The 18036-nt window shown below is 39.8% G+C and carries 14 protein-coding genes; 8 read left to right on the forward strand and 6 right to left on the reverse strand.

The features are described from left to right. The first annotated feature begins 270 nt into the window (after nt 1-270). From H5158_RS14110 to H5158_RS14130, 5 genes are all read left to right on the forward strand, one after another. Entirely contained in the window at nt 271-3168 is a 2898-nt protein-coding gene (locus tag H5158_RS14110; RefSeq protein WP_182740273.1) for a TonB-dependent receptor, read from the forward strand. 51 nt (nt 3169-3219) lie between these two features. Then, nucleotides 3220-6003, forward strand: coding sequence for a discoidin domain-containing protein (locus H5158_RS14115; RefSeq protein ID WP_182740274.1), 2784 nt, complete (start codon nt 3220-3222; stop codon nt 6001-6003). 153 nt (nt 6004-6156) lie between these two features. Then, nucleotides 6157-7218: an alpha-mannosidase gene (locus H5158_RS14120; protein WP_310736705.1), complete on the forward strand. Its 1062-nt coding sequence runs from the start codon at nt 6157-6159 to the stop codon at nt 7216-7218. A 94-nt stretch (nt 7219-7312) separates the two neighbouring features. Then, nucleotides 7313-8272 (forward strand): isoaspartyl peptidase/L-asparaginase family protein, encoded by a 960-nt coding sequence (locus H5158_RS14125; RefSeq protein ID WP_149980228.1) that lies wholly within the window; start codon nt 7313-7315, stop codon nt 8270-8272. A gap of 291 nt (nt 8273-8563) precedes the next feature. Further along, nucleotides 8564-11365 carry a TonB-dependent receptor gene (locus H5158_RS14130; RefSeq protein WP_182740276.1) on the forward strand — a complete coding sequence of 934 codons (2802 nt, stop codon included), beginning with the start codon at nt 8564-8566 and terminating at the stop codon, nt 11363-11365. Between the two features lie 180 nt (nt 11366-11545). On the opposite strand, the gene minE is transcribed toward H5158_RS14130, so the two are convergent. Genes minE through minC form a run of 3 tightly spaced genes read right to left on the reverse strand, consistent with a single transcriptional unit; the run spans nt 11546 to nt 13336 of the window. After that, nucleotides 11546-11815, reverse strand: coding sequence for a cell division topological specificity factor MinE (gene minE / locus H5158_RS14135; protein WP_145235646.1), 270 nt, complete (start codon nt 11813-11815; stop codon nt 11546-11548). 1 nt (nt 11816) lies between these two features. Next, a complete protein-coding gene (minD, locus tag H5158_RS14140; RefSeq protein ID WP_145235643.1) occupies nt 11817-12626 on the reverse strand; it encodes a septum site-determining protein MinD in 810 nt (269 codons plus the stop codon). 5 nt (nt 12627-12631) lie between these two features. Next, nucleotides 12632-13336: a septum site-determining protein MinC gene (minC, locus tag H5158_RS14145; protein ID WP_145235640.1), complete on the reverse strand. Its 705-nt coding sequence runs from the start codon at nt 13334-13336 to the stop codon at nt 12632-12634. A gap of 169 nt (nt 13337-13505) precedes the next feature. Between minC and H5158_RS14150 the strand changes: the two genes are divergently transcribed. The 3 genes from H5158_RS14150 (at nt 13506) to H5158_RS14160 (ending at nt 15550) form a co-directional block, all read left to right on the forward strand. Next, nucleotides 13506-13787, forward strand: a complete 282-nt coding sequence (locus H5158_RS14150) for a YcgL domain-containing protein (RefSeq protein WP_145235637.1) — start codon at nt 13506-13508, stop codon at nt 13785-13787. A 4-nt stretch (nt 13788-13791) separates the two neighbouring features. After that, nucleotides 13792-14808: a lytic transglycosylase domain-containing protein gene (locus H5158_RS14155; RefSeq protein WP_145236295.1), complete on the forward strand. Its 1017-nt coding sequence runs from the start codon at nt 13792-13794 to the stop codon at nt 14806-14808. A 310-nt stretch (nt 14809-15118) separates the two neighbouring features. Then, nucleotides 15119-15550, forward strand: coding sequence for a hypothetical protein (locus tag H5158_RS14160; RefSeq protein ID WP_182718794.1), 432 nt, complete (start codon nt 15119-15121; stop codon nt 15548-15550). A 355-nt stretch (nt 15551-15905) separates the two neighbouring features. Here the strand turns inward: H5158_RS14160 and H5158_RS14165 are convergent, their stop codons facing one another. The 3 genes from H5158_RS14165 to H5158_RS14175 are packed head-to-tail and all read right to left on the reverse strand — an operon-like array spanning nt 15906 to nt 17663. Beyond that, nucleotides 15906-16616, reverse strand: coding sequence for a hypothetical protein (locus H5158_RS14165; RefSeq protein ID WP_182740277.1), 711 nt, complete (start codon nt 16614-16616; stop codon nt 15906-15908). A gap of 30 nt (nt 16617-16646) precedes the next feature. Then, complete coding sequence (locus H5158_RS14170) at nt 16647-17189, reverse strand: DinB family protein (protein WP_149980233.1); 543 nt, start codon at nt 17187-17189, stop codon at nt 16647-16649. A gap of 45 nt (nt 17190-17234) precedes the next feature. After that, complete coding sequence (locus H5158_RS14175) at nt 17235-17663, reverse strand: retropepsin-like aspartic protease (protein ID WP_182740278.1); 429 nt, start codon at nt 17661-17663, stop codon at nt 17235-17237. Nucleotides 17664-18036 lie beyond the last annotated feature (373 nt).

Consider the following 18036-nt stretch of genomic DNA (forward strand, 5'->3'; position numbering starts at 1 on the left):
AAAAGTGTTTTTATATGCCATTAATTTAAGTTGATGACTATAAACTAGCTCAGCACTGATTGGATCTTTTTTTAACCTTAACGCCGATTTTGTCCTAGAGGCAACCGAATTTCTATTATCACTTTTTTCGACAGAACCCTATTCTTGAAAAGCAGTTTAACAAGATATTAACCCAGTTCTGAAATGCCTTAAGGTTTACCCACAGGGATTATCATGGGTTTTAAAGTGCTTTAACACAACTAACCACACACAATAATACTGGAGATAAACATGACCAATAATAAGAACAGTCGTGAATCGGCGGATCTTGCACGGCGGTTTAAGAAATCCGCGCTGCTGCTAGCGTTGATGGCAAACTGTCATGTCGTATACGCACAAGAAGAACAAAAAGCACCAGAAAACGACCTAGAAGTAATTGAAGTTAGGGGCATTCGCGCCTCGGCAGCTGAAAACTTAGCGATTAAGCGGTTGTCTAATGCAACCGTTGACGCCATTACCGCAGAAGATATTGGTAAGTTCCCAGATAAGAATGTGGCGGACTCATTGCAACGTGTGCCAGGGGTCATTATACAACGGGATGGCGGTGAGGGCGCCTCTGTCAGTATTCGTGGTTTATCATCGGACTTAACCTTCACCCAATTAAATGGCAACTTTATAGCATCGTCGCCCGGTGAACCATCGCGTTCATTTTCATACGCATTATTACCTGCAACTATGATCCAACGCGTTGAAGTATATAAATCTTCAGAAGCTCGCCTTGATGAGGGCGGAATCGGCGGTACGGTCTTGTTGTATAGCCGCAAGCCTCTAGATATGGATAAAAACTCTGGGATCATTAATTTTGAAACCAGTAATTCTGATATTACCGATAAGTATGAACCTCAATTTAGCGGTATTTATTCATGGAAAAATGATGATGAAGACTTTGGGGTTTTAGTGGGTTATACAAAACAAGACCGCACTAATCGCTCACAAAGCTCGCGTATCAATATCATGAATAAAAATTATCTTTATTCTGAAATGAAAGATAATCAAATGGTTGAGGGGGGGGCACAAGGTTATGCTGCACAAAGTATGGTTCAGGAAGTCTTAAACGAAGAGCGAAATCGAACCGGGATCCAGTTTACTACTCAATGGCGACCAACTAGTAACTTAGAGCTTGGCTTTAATTATTTTAATTTTAAATTGGGCCAAGACTCAATTTTAAATCAATTAGAATACCCAGAATGGAACAATAACGATAATTTCTGGACCGATGTCCGTGTTGATGAAGAGTCTCAGTTTGTTACAGGTATAGACTACTCTGTTGGTGCATCAGGCACTCAGGCTGTTTCTCCTATCCCACGTATTAATGGTGAATATACGATTGAAGAATCCAGCTCTGATACATATGATTTTTATGCTAAATACGAAGGTGATAATTACAACGTTAAGCTAGTGCTGGGCCATACCGAAGCTGAAGGTGGCCCTTCACAAAAGTATCGTGCCGCTTATTATGCAAATGAATCCTCGCTTTACTATGGTTACGATTTTTCTGATGGGCGCATGACCACCTATATGGATCCAAGTATGATCAGTAACTTGGCTGCAGGCATTGGTGGCGAACCCGATGTAACAGCCACCGATTCTAGTTTTGTGACCGGTACTCAAGAAGAAGATTACGGACAGATTGATTTTGACTATTTTGTGGATTATGGCGTAATTGAAACGTTGCATTTTGGTGCGAAATATCGCAAAGGTAAAATTCATCGCGATACTCGCAACAGCTTTTATCTCTCTCCAGATTTTGATATAGCAAAAGGTGAAGCTGAAGGCACCATTGATTTAGATGATGATTATTCTAAAAATGGCGGCATACCGGATATTGCAGATTTAATTTATTCAGATTCATTAGGTAACTTGTCTGATGTAATTAATACGAACTTATTCCCAGCCGTAAACTGGCATAAATACCAAGATTACCTGAATGAAAACTTTGTTCATTATACGCGTATAGAACCTAACTATGTTTATAGTGTTGAAGAAGAAATTACAGCGGCTTATATGCAAGCTGATTATCGTTTTTCACAAGTACGGGGTAACTTGGGTGTACGCGTAGTGCGCACCAAAACGACCACCGGATCATCAGATAAAATCACCTACCGATTAGATTGGAAGGACGACAATGGCAATGAATTACCAATCGACCAACAACGTGTAGAAGACTTTGTTTTTATTGAAAAAGAGAGTACAGAAACAAAGGTACTGCCCAGCTTTAATATAGCCTGGGATATCGATGACAACTGGGTACTACGTGGAGCGGCATCACAAACCATGGCTCGTCCTGGTTATGATGATTTAGGCCAGTTTCAGACTTTAACGTACACGTCGAATGAATACTCAACGGATCGCTCATCGGCAGACAATTTTGATGCAATTATTGATGGCGAAGGGTGGACAGGATCCGGTGGTAATAACCAGCTAGCGCCATTTGAGTCAACCCAATTTGATATGTCTTTAGAATACTACTACGGAGCTGGCTCTGGCTTTGGTATTGCGTTATTTAAAAAAGATGTTGATAACTTTGTTGTGCCTTTAATAATTGATGTTACCCGCAGTGCACCGGACATTTCATTTAATTTACCTAACGCAGGTGATGAGCAAGTAAATGTCAGTGGCGACAATTTTGCAGTTAGGGATTTTAGCACTGTAGCTAATGGTACGAATGCTTCTTCTGAAGGGGCTGAGTTTTTTATCCAACACTTCTTTGATAATGGCTTTGGTCTTTATGCTAATTATACCCGCAATAACACTAATCAAGCCAATGTAGAGCTTGATGGCGAAAAGGTGGGAGAGTCACCTTTGATAGGTAGTTCTAAATACCAAATGAATTTATCGGTATTTTATGAAGATGACTTATTCAGTGTTCGCGCCTCATACAATAAGCGCGGTCCAACGGTTCAAGGCTACAACGCCTCATGGGAAATGAACTATTACAATGAAGCCTATGATCAGGTAGACGTCAATGCAAGTTATAACTTGACTGATGCTCTCGTGTTATCTGCTTCCGTTATTAACCTCACTCAATCAGATACTTACATGCATCTAGGTGACGATACTAAAAACCGCTTTATTCAAAATGCATACAGTGGTCGTCGTTTTTACGCAGGTGCAACTTACCGCTTTTAATAGCGCAAGGTGAGACGGAACAAATAACCAAAATCGTATAGAGGAATAAACATGAATAAGCCCAAACTTAGTAAAATATCTAGCATTATGCTGGTAGCAATGATCGGCCTATCAGGATGTGGTGGTGCTGATGATCCGGATCCGACTGATATCCCAGCAAAAATTGATATTACCTCTGCTGATATTACCGGTAGTGCAGTGAAAGGGACATTAGGTTTTGCAACGGTCACTGTAAAGCAAATGAATGGCTCAGATATTAAGGTGACGTCTAATAGTCAAACCGATGCTGCTGGTATGGTAAATCTGAGCATAGAAAGTCAACAAGGCTTTGGTATTAACGGTATGTTTAAGATGACCGTTAATACGGATGCTAACTCAACGATGATCTGTGATGCGCCCAGCTGTGCTGAACACCTAATCGGTGAACAGATCAGTGGCACTGAGATTGCTGACCTGCAGTTAGCGACTTTAACATATGTTGATGTGCCTTTCGCATCCACAAGTGATGGCGTAGCAGACGCTAATTTTCAAGTAAATGCTTTAACTACAACCGCTACTAACTTAGTTGAGCAAGGTATTGTCAATGGTTTAAATGTTGCTGTGCGTGAGTTATATGAATTAGCTTTATCGGATAACTCGCGTTTAGTACTAAAAGCACTGGGGATCGACAGTAAAGCCAATGTATTTAAAACCCAATTGATCAGTGCCGAAAGCTACGATAATTTTGTAGTAGGCCAAGATTGCGATAGTGAAGGTAATTGTATTGACCAATTGGCCGACATTAATATTATTAAACTTTCTTTAGCTAACGCAGTATTTGCAAGTATTAGTAAAGATGAAACTGTCGCGGGTGTTATTAACGAACTTATTAGCGCGATTAACTTAGCCAATGACGGGGATGTAGTCGCTTTACAGCCATTGCGTGAGCGAATGTTGAAAACCATTGCTGGTTTTCCTTACCTAGATAAATTAGCGCTATCAGCTGAGGATGTCATTGATGTTGCGCTCCCTTTTCTTGAAAGTGCCGCATCTAGTGGCCCTGTTAAAGAAATTACCAATGCTGAAAATCTTGCTACAGCAACGATCACAGCTCGTAATCGCATAAGTGACAACGAAGCTGAAAGTAAAGCATTTGATGGTGACACGAACACCAAGTGGCTTGATCATAATGATTGGTCAGGTGCGCCAAGTGAGCAAGACCCATCTTGGATCCAAGTTGATTTCGCTGAAAAACATGCTGTTAATAGCGTGTTCATTACGAGTGCTAATGATGCTGAGTCTCGAGATCCTCAAAACTTTAATATTCAAGGTTCTGTCGATGGCGAAAACTGGCTAACCTTGGCTAAATTTATTGGTGAGAACTTTGATGAGCGTTTCCAACGACGTGAGTTTCGTTTTGACAATGGTTTAGAATTTTACTCATATCGTTTAAATATCACTAAAAATAGAGGTGATGATGGTTTAATGCAGTTATCAGAGATTGCTTTTGTGGGGCCTATAAATGCAAGTGTTGATCACGCAGAACCAATTGGCAGTGCTGTAATATCTGCAAGTGCAGGTGAGAGTTATGCACTGGCATTTGATAATAATGACGACACAAGTTGGGTCTCTGATGTGCCTTCAACTGAAGTACCCGTTTCGATAACAGCTACGCTCGCACAAGCCGCTGCCGTTGATAAGTTAGTACTGATCTCAGATGCTCAAAACGCAGATGGTGATCCCGCTACATTTTCACTTGCTGCAAGTAATGATGATGGGCAAACATGGGTTCATTTAGCTGATTATTCAGATGAAAAATTTGAACGTCGTGGTGAAAGGTTATCGTTTGCGACCAATAATACACTGGCATTTTCTAGCTATCGTTTAAGCATAACTAAAACCGCCGCTGGCGCTGGGGTAAAAATTGCTGAGATTGCCTTGGTAGGACCTAAAGTGGCAGATTTAAATCATGCGTTATCAGCCGATGCAATAATTACTGTTCGTAATCAGATTGGTGATGGTGAGGCGGGTGTTAAAGCGTTCGATGGTGATGTTGATAGCAAATGGTTGGACCATAATGATTGGACTGGCGCGCCAAGCGCTGAAAATCCATCTTGGGCAATGGTACAGTTCACTACTACGACAGCGGTTAATAAGCTGGCACTAACAAGTGCAAACGATGCTGACTCACGCGATCCGCAAAACTTTAACTTAGCAGCGTCAAATGATGGTGAAAATTGGATCACACTTGGTGCTTGGTTAGGTGAGAACTTTGAGCAGCGTTTTCAACGACGTGTTTTCACTTTTAGTAACGATTTAGGTTTTAGTTTTTATCGCTTCAATATAACTAAAAACCGTGGCGACGATACGCTGATGCAAATAGCAGAGATCGAGCTAATAGGTCCGCAGGTTGCTTCAGTTGATCATTCTGCAACTGCCTCATCAGTCCTTGCAGGTACTGGCGAGCAAGAGGGAGTGGTAGAAAGTAATGCAACGGATGATGATAAAGCGACGGTATGGACGGCAGCCACTGAAACTATGCCTGTATGGCTTGATGTTGCATTACCTCAAGCACAGATTGTCACTAATATCGCAATCACGAATGGCAGTGATAGTAACAACAAAGATCCGAAAAACTTCACCTTACAAGGCTCAAATGATGGCGGTAAAACATGGTTAGAAATAGCGAGCTTTAAAGACGAGGAATTTGAACAATTGAATCAACGACGTCTCTTTACAATAGGGAATGGTTTTGCCTTTAGCTTATATCGCTTAAGTATTAGTGCTAACAATGGTGATGCTCAGCAAGTTCACGTTTCTGAACTTGAACTAATAGGCCCACAGCAACCATTTTAGTTTTGATTGTTTGGTAGCTTGTAGGTGCTAAATAGCGCTTCAAGCTGCCTGTTTTTAGGTGAAAAGGTAAATAATATGTTGTTTAAGAATAAACTTTCACGATTAATAAGGTGCCCGGCCATCTTAATAAGCTTTTTATTATGCAGTTTTTATGTGACTGCTGGATCTGCAGCCGGATCACAACAGCGTGGTCTGCATATATTTTATTACAGTTGGTATGGCAACTTAAAAGTTGATGGTCAATGGGCGCACTGGGATCATCAGGTATTACCTTACGGTGATCAACCTATTGTTGGACGTAAAGGCTACCCTGGCGGCGATGACATTGGTGCTAATTTTTATCCTGAATTAGGTACTTACAGTGCAAACGACGAAGCACTTATGGATACCCATTTAGCGATGATGAAACAAGCAGGAGTTAGCGTAATTATATTAAGCTGGTGGGGCGATAGCGATTTTGGTACCAGTTCAGTGCCAGTTTTTATGGATAAAGCCGCTAAAATCGGCCTTAAAGTTAACTTCCATATTGAACCTATCTATCACAGTGCGGCTGAATTTTTACAGGTAGTAAAACAGCTAGACCAGCGCTTTGGGCAACATCCCGCTTTATATCATTACCAAGGCAAGCCATTATATTATGTTTATGACTCATACAAAATGCCAATCAGTGAATGGCAGAAGGTGTTGCTACCAAAAGGCGAATTAACAGTCAGAGGTAAAACGTATGATGCTAACTTTATAGGGCTGTGGGTTGATGAAGGTGAGGAGTCATTCTTTTTAAACAGTGGTATGGATGGCTTTTATACCTATTTTGCTGTTGATGGGTTTGTTTATGGCAGTACCACTAAAAACTGGCCATACCTAGCTAAGTGGGCAAAGCAACATAATAAACTATTTATTCCAAGTGTCGGTCCTGGGTATGCAGACGATAGAATTCGTCCGTGGAACAAAAAAAACTTCAGGGCACGCGAAGCTGGAAAGTACTACGACACGATGTTTAAAAAAGCAATTGCAGTGGCTCCAACCTTTATCGGAGTGACCTCATTTAATGAATGGCACGAAGGGACTCAGATCGAGCCTGCGATTGAGAAGCAAGTGGGTGACTATAAGTATCTTGATTACGGCCCTTTAGCTGCTGATTACTATTTAAAACGAACTCATTATTGGAGTGAACGTTTTCAACAGTCTTTAAATATACGCTCAGTTAAAGATTAAACAGATATACCAACCCTATATGCAAGTCGTGGTTAAATTAAATCGCTTGCTTTTGATTTACAGCCGATGCTCGCAAATTTAATGAGGAACAATAATGATCACTAACAGACGTGACTTTTTAAAGTTATCAGCTATTTCAAGTGCTGTTGCATTAATACCGTTTAAGACAGTAGCTAAAAGTAAAGTTAATAAGCCTATCGTCGTCTCAACGTGGCAACATGGTATAGCGGCTAATAAAGCCGCGTGGCAGGTACTTGCTGAGCATGGTAAAGCCATTGATGCTGTGGAAGCCGGTGTGCGAATTCCTGAAGCAGACCCGAATGTGATGACAGTAGGATATGGTGGTTATCCAGACAGAGAAGGGAACGTTACCCTCGATGCCTGCATTATGGATGAAAATCAAAACTGCGGCTCTGTTGCATGTTTACAACATATTAAGCATCCCATCTCGGTTGCCCGGTTAGTGATGGATAACACCCCGCATGTGATGTTAGTAGGTGAAGGGGCGCTGCAATTTGCTAAATCACAAGGGTTTATAGAAGAAAACTTATTAACCCCGCAAGCTAAAAAGGCCTGGCAAGATTGGCTGGTGGAATCAAAATATGCGCCCGTGATCAATATTGAAAACCACGACACAATCGGCATGTTAGCGCTTGATAGTAGTGGCGATTTATCTGGGGCGTGTACCACTAGTGGCGCGGCCTTTAAAATGTCAGGCAGAGTAGGTGATTCGCCCATTATAGGTGCAGGTTTGTACGTTGATAATGAAGTCGGTGCTGCAACGGCAACGGGCATGGGCGAGTTGATGATAAAAACGGTAGGCTGCCATTTAGTAGTTGAAATGATGCGCCAAGGTATGACACCTACTCAAGCGTGCAAGGCTGCAGTTGAGCGAATTGCCCACAAGCTGGGTGATTATAAACAGTTTCAAGTCGGTTTTTTAGCCTTGAGTAAATCTGGTGAATATGGCTCTTATTGTATTCAACCTGGTTTTAATTATGCAGTAACCTCTAAGACAGGAAGTAAATTACTAGATGCGGCGAGTATTTTGTGAATTATTAAGGAAGCAACGAAATTTTTAATTATGATTTTTATTGAATAATTTTATATAAAGTAAAGGGTGAATATTTACCGTTTAAATTGTTTTTTATTGTGGCTTACGCCGATTTTATACTGATTCACACCGAAAATATATTATCACTTTATATACAGTAACCTTATCCTAACTGTGACCTTTACAATTTATTAACCGCATGAGTTAGTGGCTGTAAAGATATAATAAATCACTCGACGTAACTAGAAATTTACTGAGTGAAATATAACACACACAATGATGGAGATTGGTATGGCTGATTATAGTAACATTAATAAATCAACTGAACTTTCACGAAAATTTAATAGATCAGTATTATTTTTAGCATTAATGGCTGCCTGCAATGTCGCGTATGCAGATCAAAAAGATAATCAAAATAACGATGACTTTGAAGTGATTGAAGTGAGAGGTATTCGTTCTTCAACTGCTGAAAATTTAGCAATAAAACGACTCTCTAATGCAACTGTTGATGCGATAACAGCTGAAGATATCGGTAAATTTCCAGATAAAAATGTTGCTGATTCATTGCAACGAGTTTCAGGTGTATTGATTGACCGTGACGGTGGTGAAGGCAGTCGAGTAAGTATTCGTGGCACATCACCAGATTGGACCCTCACACAGTTAAATGGCAATTATATTGCTTCTTCTGGGGCTGATGTGCCCACTCGAAGTTTTAATTATACGTTGTTGCCATCCAGTATGATTAGTAGTGTGGAAGTATTTAAAAGTGCAGAAGCGCGTATAGATGAAGGGGGGATTGGTGGGACTGTTATATTGCACACCCGCAAGCCATTAGATATGGAGGCTAACTCAGGCGCACTTAGTCTAGAGGCAACCTATGATGATGTGTCTGAAGACACCAAACCACAAGTGAATGTGCTGTATTCATGGAAAAATGATGAATCAAATTTTGGTGTACTTGCCGGGTTTACTCGCCAAGATAAAACGGTAACAACCATTACTAATAATGCTTCGCACTGGCGCTTTCATTCTGACACAGTCGAAGGGGCAGAGCGTCCTGCCATTGTTGACCAAGCAACAGGCGAAGTTTACAACAATGTATGGGCACCTCGTGCAATGAGTGCAGGTAACTCAACAGAAGATCGCACACGCGATGGTTATCAAGTCGCTATTCAATGGATGCCTACAGATAAATTAGACTTAAACCTGAACTACTTTGGTGCAAAATTAGATTATGACTCATCGTCGCAGAGCGTATTGTTTGCGGAATGGAATGACAATCATAACCCCTATTACGGCGTTGTTTTAGACGGTGATACGGTTGTAGCTTACGGTAATGCAGATAATGGTTTACTTAATGATAATAACTGGGGAGATGCTGATGTCAATAATGGCGTAGCCGTTCGCCGTGGCTTATTGTCTCCTCAATTAACAGGGAGAGAAAGGATCGGTGGTTCTAAATCAGATAGTTTTGATTTTGAAGCCAAATATTATGGGGATATATTTACTGCTACTTTTAAAATCGGCCATACAGAGGCTGAAGGCGGAACTTCACGTGAAACTTATGCTAATATAGATGCACGCCAAGGATCTGTGAATAGCTGGTTGTGGTCAACCGTGGGTGGTAAACCAAGCTATGAAGTATCAACCGATCTAGCGTCTGATAAACAAGCTTATCAATATTATGACTGGTTTGATTCCTACTCTTCTGAAAATAAAGATACTGAAGATTACGCACAAGCTGATCTGCAATTTGATATCGATACAGGGATTTTTACTACCTTTTTTGTTGGGGCTAAATACCGCAATCATGAAATTAAGGGGATTAAAAATGATTTTCGTTGGGATGATGGCATCGCTGATAACGGTGGTTACCGTGGTTATTTGTCCGGAAACGAATGGTTTCATAACCCAGATTTTCATCCTGATCCAGAAACGTTAGTAAGCAATACCGTGGTAGATAACAGTGCCGGAAACACTGGCGCTTTTAACTTTTTAGCATTTGATTTTGCTGCATTAGATAGCTATCTACGCAATAACTTTACGCAAACCGTTGTGCCATCTTTAGCTGGGACATATACACTAGAAGAAAATATTTGGTCTGTTTATGCGCAAAGTAATTTCCAGTGGCAGGACTTTCGCGGCAATCTCGGTGTACGCTATGTTAATACCGATTTAAGTACGCTTACGTATGATGATGTTATTGGTCAAGATAATAATGACACTACGCCTAATGAACGCAGCAGCGATGATGGTGAATTATTACCAAGCTTTAACCTTGCATGGGATGCGAATGAAGATGTTGTTGTTCGATTTGCTGCTGCCAGAACGATGTCTCGTGTAAGCTATTCTGACCTGAGCCAAGCCGAGTCATATGGTCCTCCTGTTAATATAAACTCACCAGACTCTTGGACAGGGCGAGGAACTGGTACATCTGTAAATACAGGCCTAGATCCAATGATTTCTGATCAGTTCGATCTAGGTATCGAATGGTATTACGGTGAAGGCTCAGCACTAGGTGCGACATACTTTACTAAAGATATTGCTAATTTGCCCATTTCTGCTGTTGAAATAGTTCAACGAGAGCATGATTGTTGTAATGGCCCCATAGAAGTTGAAATGAATACTAAAGTTGGCGGTGGTGACGCTCAATCACAAGGGGTTGAGTTGTTTTTTCAACACTCTTTCGAGAGTGGCTTTGGGGTGTTAGCTAACTATACTTTTACAGATACAAGTACCAGCCAAGTGTCAACGAGTGGACAAAAAACAGATGCTGAAATCCCAGGAACAGCCAAACATCAATATAATCTTTCAGTGTATTTTGAAAATGATGACTTTAGTGTAAGGGCATCCTATAACTGGAAAGATGATCGGGCTAATGGCATCCATCAAGGTTACAATTTATACACGAAAGATTATGGTCAGTTAGATATTAATGCGGCTTATAGTTTGACTGAGCAGTTGTCATTAACAGCCTCTGTGGTTAACTTAACTGAGGAAGTTGAAGAAGGTTATTGGAAACAAAGTAATCGCTTTACTTATAACCAGTATTCAGGACGACGCTTTTATTTAGGTGCTAATTATAGTTTCTAAAAATTATAATTTATAATATAAATTTAAAGGGCATTCTTTAGTTGGGATGCCTATTTTATTTAAATTGCAAGGTTTATTAATCAGACTTTAATTAAATAATAAAGCTAAGTAGTTAAAATAAATATTAGATTTTTTATGCTATTAAAATGTGAAAAGGGCGCTGTAATAGCGCCCTTTTAGTTATTTCTTTTCTTTCTCTTCGTCAGGTAAAGTGACGTTGAGTTCTAATACCGCTAAGTCATCTTCGTTTTGATCGAATTGGACTTGAACCGCGTCATTACTGATGTTGACGTATTTACGGATAACATCAAGAATATCCTGTTTCAATTGTGGCAAGTAATCAGGTGTACCACGCTGTGAGCGCTCATGCGCAACAATGATCTGCAATCGCTCTTTTGCTAGTGACGCTGTATTTTTCTTTTCTGAGCGGAAGTAGTCAAGTAGTGACACGTTAACCTCCAAATATCCGTTTGAACAAACCTTTCTTTTCTACATCTAAGAAGCGAAATTCGACTGTTTCACCTAATAAGCGATTAATTGCATCGGCATAAGCTTGCCCAGCATCAGACTCTGTATCTAATATAACTGGCTGGCCTGAGTTTGATGCACTTAATACCGCTTGTGATTCAGGTATTACACCTAACAATTCGATAGAAAGAATATCTTGCACATCTTCAACTGACAGCATTTCACCTTTAGCTACTCGCTCTGGGTTATAGCGAGTCAGTAATAAATGTTCTTTTATGTTTTCAAGCCCTTCTTCAGCACGTTTAGATTTGCTATGCAAAATACCTAAAATACGGTCTGAATCGCGAACTGATGAAACTTCAGGGTTCGTTGTTACAATTGCTTCATCAGCAAAGTACATTGCCATCATAGCGCCGGCTTCAATTCCTGCTGGCGAATCACAGACGATATAATCAAAGTCTTTTTTCAGCTCGTTTAATACGCGTTCAACACCTTCGCGAGTTAAAGCATCTTTATCGCGAGTTTGTGAAGCAGGTAATAAAAATAATTTATCTACCCGTTTATCTTTGATAAGTGCTTGATTTAAATTTGCTTCACCGTTTATAACGTTAACAAAATCATAGACAACGCGACGTTCACAGCCCATGATCAAATCAAGGTTACGTAAACCGATATCAAAATCTATAATGACTGTTTTATAGCCCTTAAGTGCTAAACCTGTGCCAATTGCAGCACTTGATGTAGTTTTACCTACACCACCTTTACCTGACGTAACGACAATGACTTTTGCCATAAGATTTATCCTTTAACCAAAGCTGAAATTTCTAATGATTCATTTTTTTGTTGGATTTGTGCAGCGTTGCCCCAGAACTCACCTTGCAGAGAATCGCTGATCCAGTAGTTGCCATTTATAGAAACAAGTTCTGCTTCTAATTTTTGGCAAAAAATGCGTGCTTCGTTGTAACCTTGTGCGCCTGCTATTGCGCGACCACGTAATGTGCCATAAATATGTACATTGCCATCAGCAATCACTTCTGCACCATGGCTTACCGCACCAATGACGATTAAGTCACGGTCTTTAGCATACACTTGTTGACCAGAGCGCACTGTGCCATTGATAACTTGGGCAGGTAAGTAAACTGTTTTCTCAACAATTGAAGTATTACTCTGCTTTGTAACAGGTTCACTCTTAACGTCTTGTGAATAATTTAAAACTGAGAGCCCAGCGGCTTTGGCTTGCGTATGTTGCTCATCAGAGCCATTACAGACTCCAACAGCATTAAAGTTCATTCGTTCTAATAAAGACTTTAGATGAACAAAATCAACAAGATTATTTTTTATCTCAATTAAATTAACAACAATAGGAGCACCCTCAAAAAAACGAGGGGCTTGGGCAATTTTTATATACAGTTGCTCAGCTAACAGGTTTATATCAGTACTATAAAGATGTAAAACTGATAACGTAAAAAGATTCCCTTTTAGCTCAAAAGTTTGGTCCGACATACACGCTCAATTGAATAGTGTGATCAGAAATCAATTTTAGATAAACGCAGGCTGAATAAGGCCTGTGTTTATATGGATAAGGTGAAATTTCTAATCTAATTTTTCTAACTTATTATGACTCTCATGTTATAGTGTGCAGCACTGTTAAGCAAGATTTTATAGGGTCATAATGCTGACTGCGGTATATAAAAGTAAGAAAAAAGCGGATACCTTCCTTTTTGTAGAAAAAAGAGATGATTTTAGCAAGGTACCGGAACCTTTAATGGCTATGTTCGGTCAACCTCATTACGTAATGTTAATTAATTTAGCAAAACGAACGCATTTAGGCGGGGCTGATTTAAGTTTGGTTGAGAAATCATTAACTGATGTCGGGTTTTATCTCCAGTTACCGCCACCTGAAGCTAACTTGCTAGCTGAGCATAGAAAACAAAATGGAGTTGATAGTGACTAAACATATAATGACTAAATTGGCTGCAATTTTATGTAGTGCCTGTATCAGTACATCGGCACTGGCCAAGACCCAAGCACAATTTGATGAATATGTTGCAGGTTTAAAACAAGAAGCAGCACAAAAAGGCTACGATAGTCAATTAATTGAAGATGCCTTCGCTACAGCACACTTTAAAGAAAAGGTAATTTCTGCTGATAAAAATCAGCCTGAAGTTAAAGAAACCTTAGAGACTTACTTACCAAAGCGTGTGCCACAATGGAAAATTGACCGCGCACGTAAACTATACGCTGAAAATAAAGATATTTTAGAACAAATTGCAGCCGAGTACGGCGTGCAAGCTCGCTTTATTGTTGCGTTATGGGGCCTTGAAAGTAATTTTGGTAAAATCCAAGGTGGTCACAACGTTATTTCATCGGTAGTCACGCTGGCTTTTGATGGCCGTCGCGAAACTATGTATAAAAACCAACTATGGGCCGCGCTTGACATTCTAAAGGAAGGGCACATTACTTTAGATAAATTCAAAGGTTCATGGGCAGGTGCAATGGGGCAAACGCAATTTATGCCAACCTCATTTAATGCCTACGCGGTAGATTATGATAAAGATGGTCGAAAAGATATTTGGACCACCCAAGTTGATGCCTTTGCATCAATAGCTAACTATTTAAAGCAAGCTGGCTGGAATAGTGATCTTACTTGGGGTCGTCAAATTAAGTTACCACAAAGCTTCGAACCTAGCTATGTATTGCAACGTGGCACTAAAACACGTACTCAATGGTTAGAGTTTTGGGCTGATTCAGAGCGTTCGTTAGCTGATTGGCAAGCTTTAGGTGTACGTAAAATGGATGGTACTGATTTACCAGCCGTAGATGTAACGGCGGCATTGGTTATGCCTGATGATATGAATGGCCGTATGTATTTAGCTTATGATAATTACAAAGCGTTAATGCATTGGAATCGCTCATATTACTTTGCCACCAGTGTTGGTTACTTGTCTGATCGCATTGGTTACCCAGCGATTTAATAAGTAATTAGGTGCTAGGCTCTAGGTAATTAGGTACTAGAGCGTTTACAGAAAGCGCGAGTTTATCTCGCGCTTGCGTTTGTAAAAAACATCAATGCAAAATATTTTTAAGTGAATTATTCACATCGAAGTTAAGAGACGTTGCGCTATAGATAAGATATTAAACGTTTTGTGCAATAAGGGCTGGGTCAATTATTTTGATGTCTGAAGATAATATTTGACCTCTTTTGTTCTTTTAGGCTATCAATACTTTTGGAAAATCAGCTAACACCCCAAAGCAAAACTCTAAAAATATTCAATAAGGATATATATGGATGAAAATTTAATCTTACAAACAGTTGATCTGGCGCAGAATTTATTTGCAAAAAATTACTGTAACTTCATTAAAGAAAAAGAGAGAACCGTTACCGTAGAAGGTGAAGAGTTTGAACTGTTAAGTTTTGAGAAGATGATTGAGTTAACTAACATAAATGACATGGAAGTTAGCGAAGTTCGCGCCTTAAAAGCATATGCAAACACATTAAAAGATGTTTTAGGTCCGACTGTTTATGATCAAAAAGGGCACGGTTGGTCCATGTTGATGTTATCTGCAAGTCTCACTATTGGTAAAAATACCGAAGGTGATTTGCTATTTTTAGATAGACACAATAGTAAAACGCTGTGTATTTTTCGTCACGATGATGCCAGCATATTTAAAACAAAAGTAACTTTGTATAAATTAATTAAAGCGTATTCTGAATAAATTCGTTCTCGTTTTTTAACAGACTCACACAATAAAGCTCATTTGAAATTATATCTGGGCTTTTATCTATACTGAATTCTCACATACATAATTATCAAGACGTAAGTAGCTACGCTTTGCTAAATCCCCCAGTGTCAGAATGTTGTCGCCTCTAACTTGAGGCGACAACTAACTTGAAAAACTCCGCTTTAGAGTAACACAGATTCTAGACTCACGAAGTTGGGGATATTATTACCTAATAGCCAATGCTTATCAGCCAACGACTCGCGCATGTGATATCACCAGTACCAAAAATAGGCGTTTAGAATCGAGTGGTCTAGAGGTTAGAGACCTCTGGCTAACCGATTATGTGCGGTTATTCGTCTAGCCATGGTGGCCTTACATAAACTATTTTACTTACGTAGTCTAAATCTTTAACCCAAAATCGATCTCTACAACCAAGCTTCCATAATTTAGCACCAGCATCCATTGTGCAAGGGGCTAGGTCTTTTTCGTTCGACAAAAAAGGCCACATTAAATAAGTTGCAACTTCGTCACACTTAGTAAGGTAGATTGCCCAGTTTTTTAAGACTTCATAATGCTCCCTGTCATAGGGGAAGTTATCAATCCAATACTCACCAATCGCTTCATAAAGGACACCAAATAGTTCGTTATCAGATATATCAGGGAATTCTATACCTGATGGAGCAATTTCAACTTGAAAGCCGCTATCAATAAAGGCAATAATTTCGGCATTATAGTCTTCCTCTAAAAGGATTGGTCGAAGACTCAATATGTGTAAGGAGACTAAATTCTTGAGTTCCTGATCATCACACCTAATCTGCTCACTCTTTGGTATTCTGTAACCCCACCTAGATATAGAGTCAGTTTCACTTACTATATTTAAAAGCCTATTCCTTATATCTTCGTGTTCATCAAAAACTCTCCATGCTTCATCGAGATCTTCTTCATTCTTAATTCCATCAAAGAAGAAATAATGATCGACCTCATTTTCAATATCAATTGAGTCAGGATCTTCGCTATTTCTCTTTAGGATTTCTTCCAATAGTCTTAATTCTTGATTCATCGCGGTGATCTCAAAAGTATGTTCGCTTTGTTATGCATGCGTTTCCTCCTGAATCTCAGCCAACAGGTCAGTAATCCCAATATCCACGCCTGCCTGCGATAGCAATGTAGAAACTTGGCCACGATGATGAGTCTGATGGTTAAAAAAATGAAGAACTAGACTCGAATATCGTTTGGTAGCGGAGATCCCCTTGGTGTTTTGGTAGCTGAGAATGAAATCCAGATCACTTTCAGATAGCTCGGCTGTCCAGTTGATAATTATCCGATCCAACCAAAACCGGTGCTCCGATAGGCTACCAATGTCATTGAAGGCTATGTGATCCAGGCTCTTTGGATTTGGAATATCAGCTACCTCCTGTAAAGACCGCAAGCAGGCTGGATGGGTAGCAAACCGTTTTAGCCAGATAGTATCACCAACAATGATGTGATTAAGAGTTCCGAGAATGGATCCAAAAAAGGCCCCACGGTCTTGGGCCAGATTAGTTGCACAGAGCTGACTCGAAGCCTCATACACCTTTAAATTCATCCGCTGATTATAGGCCGCCAGCAATTCAAAGTGATCTTTCAGGCTCATCATAGATCCTTATCATGGTTAACGAGTCTGTAGAATTACTCGTTTTTAATTATCGCTTAAAGGGTAAGAAAGCACTACCCTATTGGTACCAAAATCTATTACTGCTTTATATTTTGAAAAAAATGGCGAACCTAATAACCCATGAACACCCTTTTCACCTCCAGCAACCTGAACATGATCTAGATTAAGTGATACAAACTCTGGGTATTCATATAATCTACCTCCCAACTCAATTTCTGGCACCACTATATTTCCCATTTCGTGTTCAGAAGTGCCAAGCCCAGCAGCGCTTTCCTCACTAGAGACTTCTTGGATTCCTAATTCAGCAAGACAAGCCTTATTTAGTACAGATGATCCAGCAGCAGTATCCAATATAAAACGTAATAATTTACCATTAATTTTTGCTTCAACAATTTGATGGCCAGTTTCTGACATTTCAAACTCAAGAAAAATATTTCCTTTAACTAAATCCATGAATATTCCTTATTTTAAATTTCATTACTGAATGCTAACGAGGCTATAGAATAACTCGTTTTTAATTTATTTTTATTGATGCATTAACCATAGCCGAGTTGCTATTTTGATTCAATTGATAACTGACTTTCACGTGAAATATAAAAAGAGGGGTTGGTGTTGTTTTAATTGGTATTTTGGAAGATATTACAGGTGTTTGAGTGGCTTATTTTAGTGGGAAAGGGCTCAAAAAAAGGAATTAACATTGCGCTAGGCAGTAACTACTTAGCTTCACAAGGTTTAGTGTCATTGAGAGATATTTGGATCAATATTCATTACGGGAGATGAACCGCCCATTGCGGACCCGCATGATGGGTGGTGTGGGGGCTGGAGG

This window comes from Pseudoalteromonas sp. SR45-6, from assembly GCF_014163545.1.
GTDB classification, from domain to species: Bacteria; Pseudomonadota; Gammaproteobacteria; order Enterobacterales; family Alteromonadaceae; genus Pseudoalteromonas; species Pseudoalteromonas rhizosphaerae.

What these genes read in the sequence shown, in the direction of transcription:
- H5158_RS14160 (WP_182718794.1), top strand. Translation starts at nt 15,119, where the DNA reads ATGGATGAAAATTTAATCTTACAAACAGTTGATCTGGCGCAGAATTTA.
- H5158_RS14165 (WP_182740277.1), bottom strand. Translation starts at nt 16,616, where the DNA reads ATGAATCAAGAATTAAGACTATTGGAAGAAATCCTAAAGAGAAATAGC.
- minD (WP_145235643.1), bottom strand. Translation starts at nt 12,626, where the DNA reads ATGGCAAAAGTCATTGTCGTTACGTCAGGTAAAGGTGGTGTAGGTAAA.
- H5158_RS14115 (WP_182740274.1), top strand. Translation starts at nt 3,220, where the DNA reads ATGAATAAGCCCAAACTTAGTAAAATATCTAGCATTATGCTGGTAGCA.
- H5158_RS14130 (WP_182740276.1), top strand. Translation starts at nt 8,564, where the DNA reads ATGGCTGATTATAGTAACATTAATAAATCAACTGAACTTTCACGAAAA.
- H5158_RS14170 (WP_149980233.1), bottom strand. Translation starts at nt 17,189, where the DNA reads ATGAGCCTGAAAGATCACTTTGAATTGCTGGCGGCCTATAATCAGCGG.
- minC (WP_145235640.1), bottom strand. Translation starts at nt 13,336, where the DNA reads ATGTCGGACCAAACTTTTGAGCTAAAAGGGAATCTTTTTACGTTATCA.
- H5158_RS14150 (WP_145235637.1), top strand. Translation starts at nt 13,506, where the DNA reads ATGCTGACTGCGGTATATAAAAGTAAGAAAAAAGCGGATACCTTCCTT.
- H5158_RS14125 (WP_149980228.1), top strand. Translation starts at nt 7,313, where the DNA reads ATGATCACTAACAGACGTGACTTTTTAAAGTTATCAGCTATTTCAAGT.
- H5158_RS14110 (WP_182740273.1), top strand. Translation starts at nt 271, where the DNA reads ATGACCAATAATAAGAACAGTCGTGAATCGGCGGATCTTGCACGGCGG.
- H5158_RS14175 (WP_182740278.1), bottom strand. Translation starts at nt 17,663, where the DNA reads ATGGATTTAGTTAAAGGAAATATTTTTCTTGAGTTTGAAATGTCAGAA.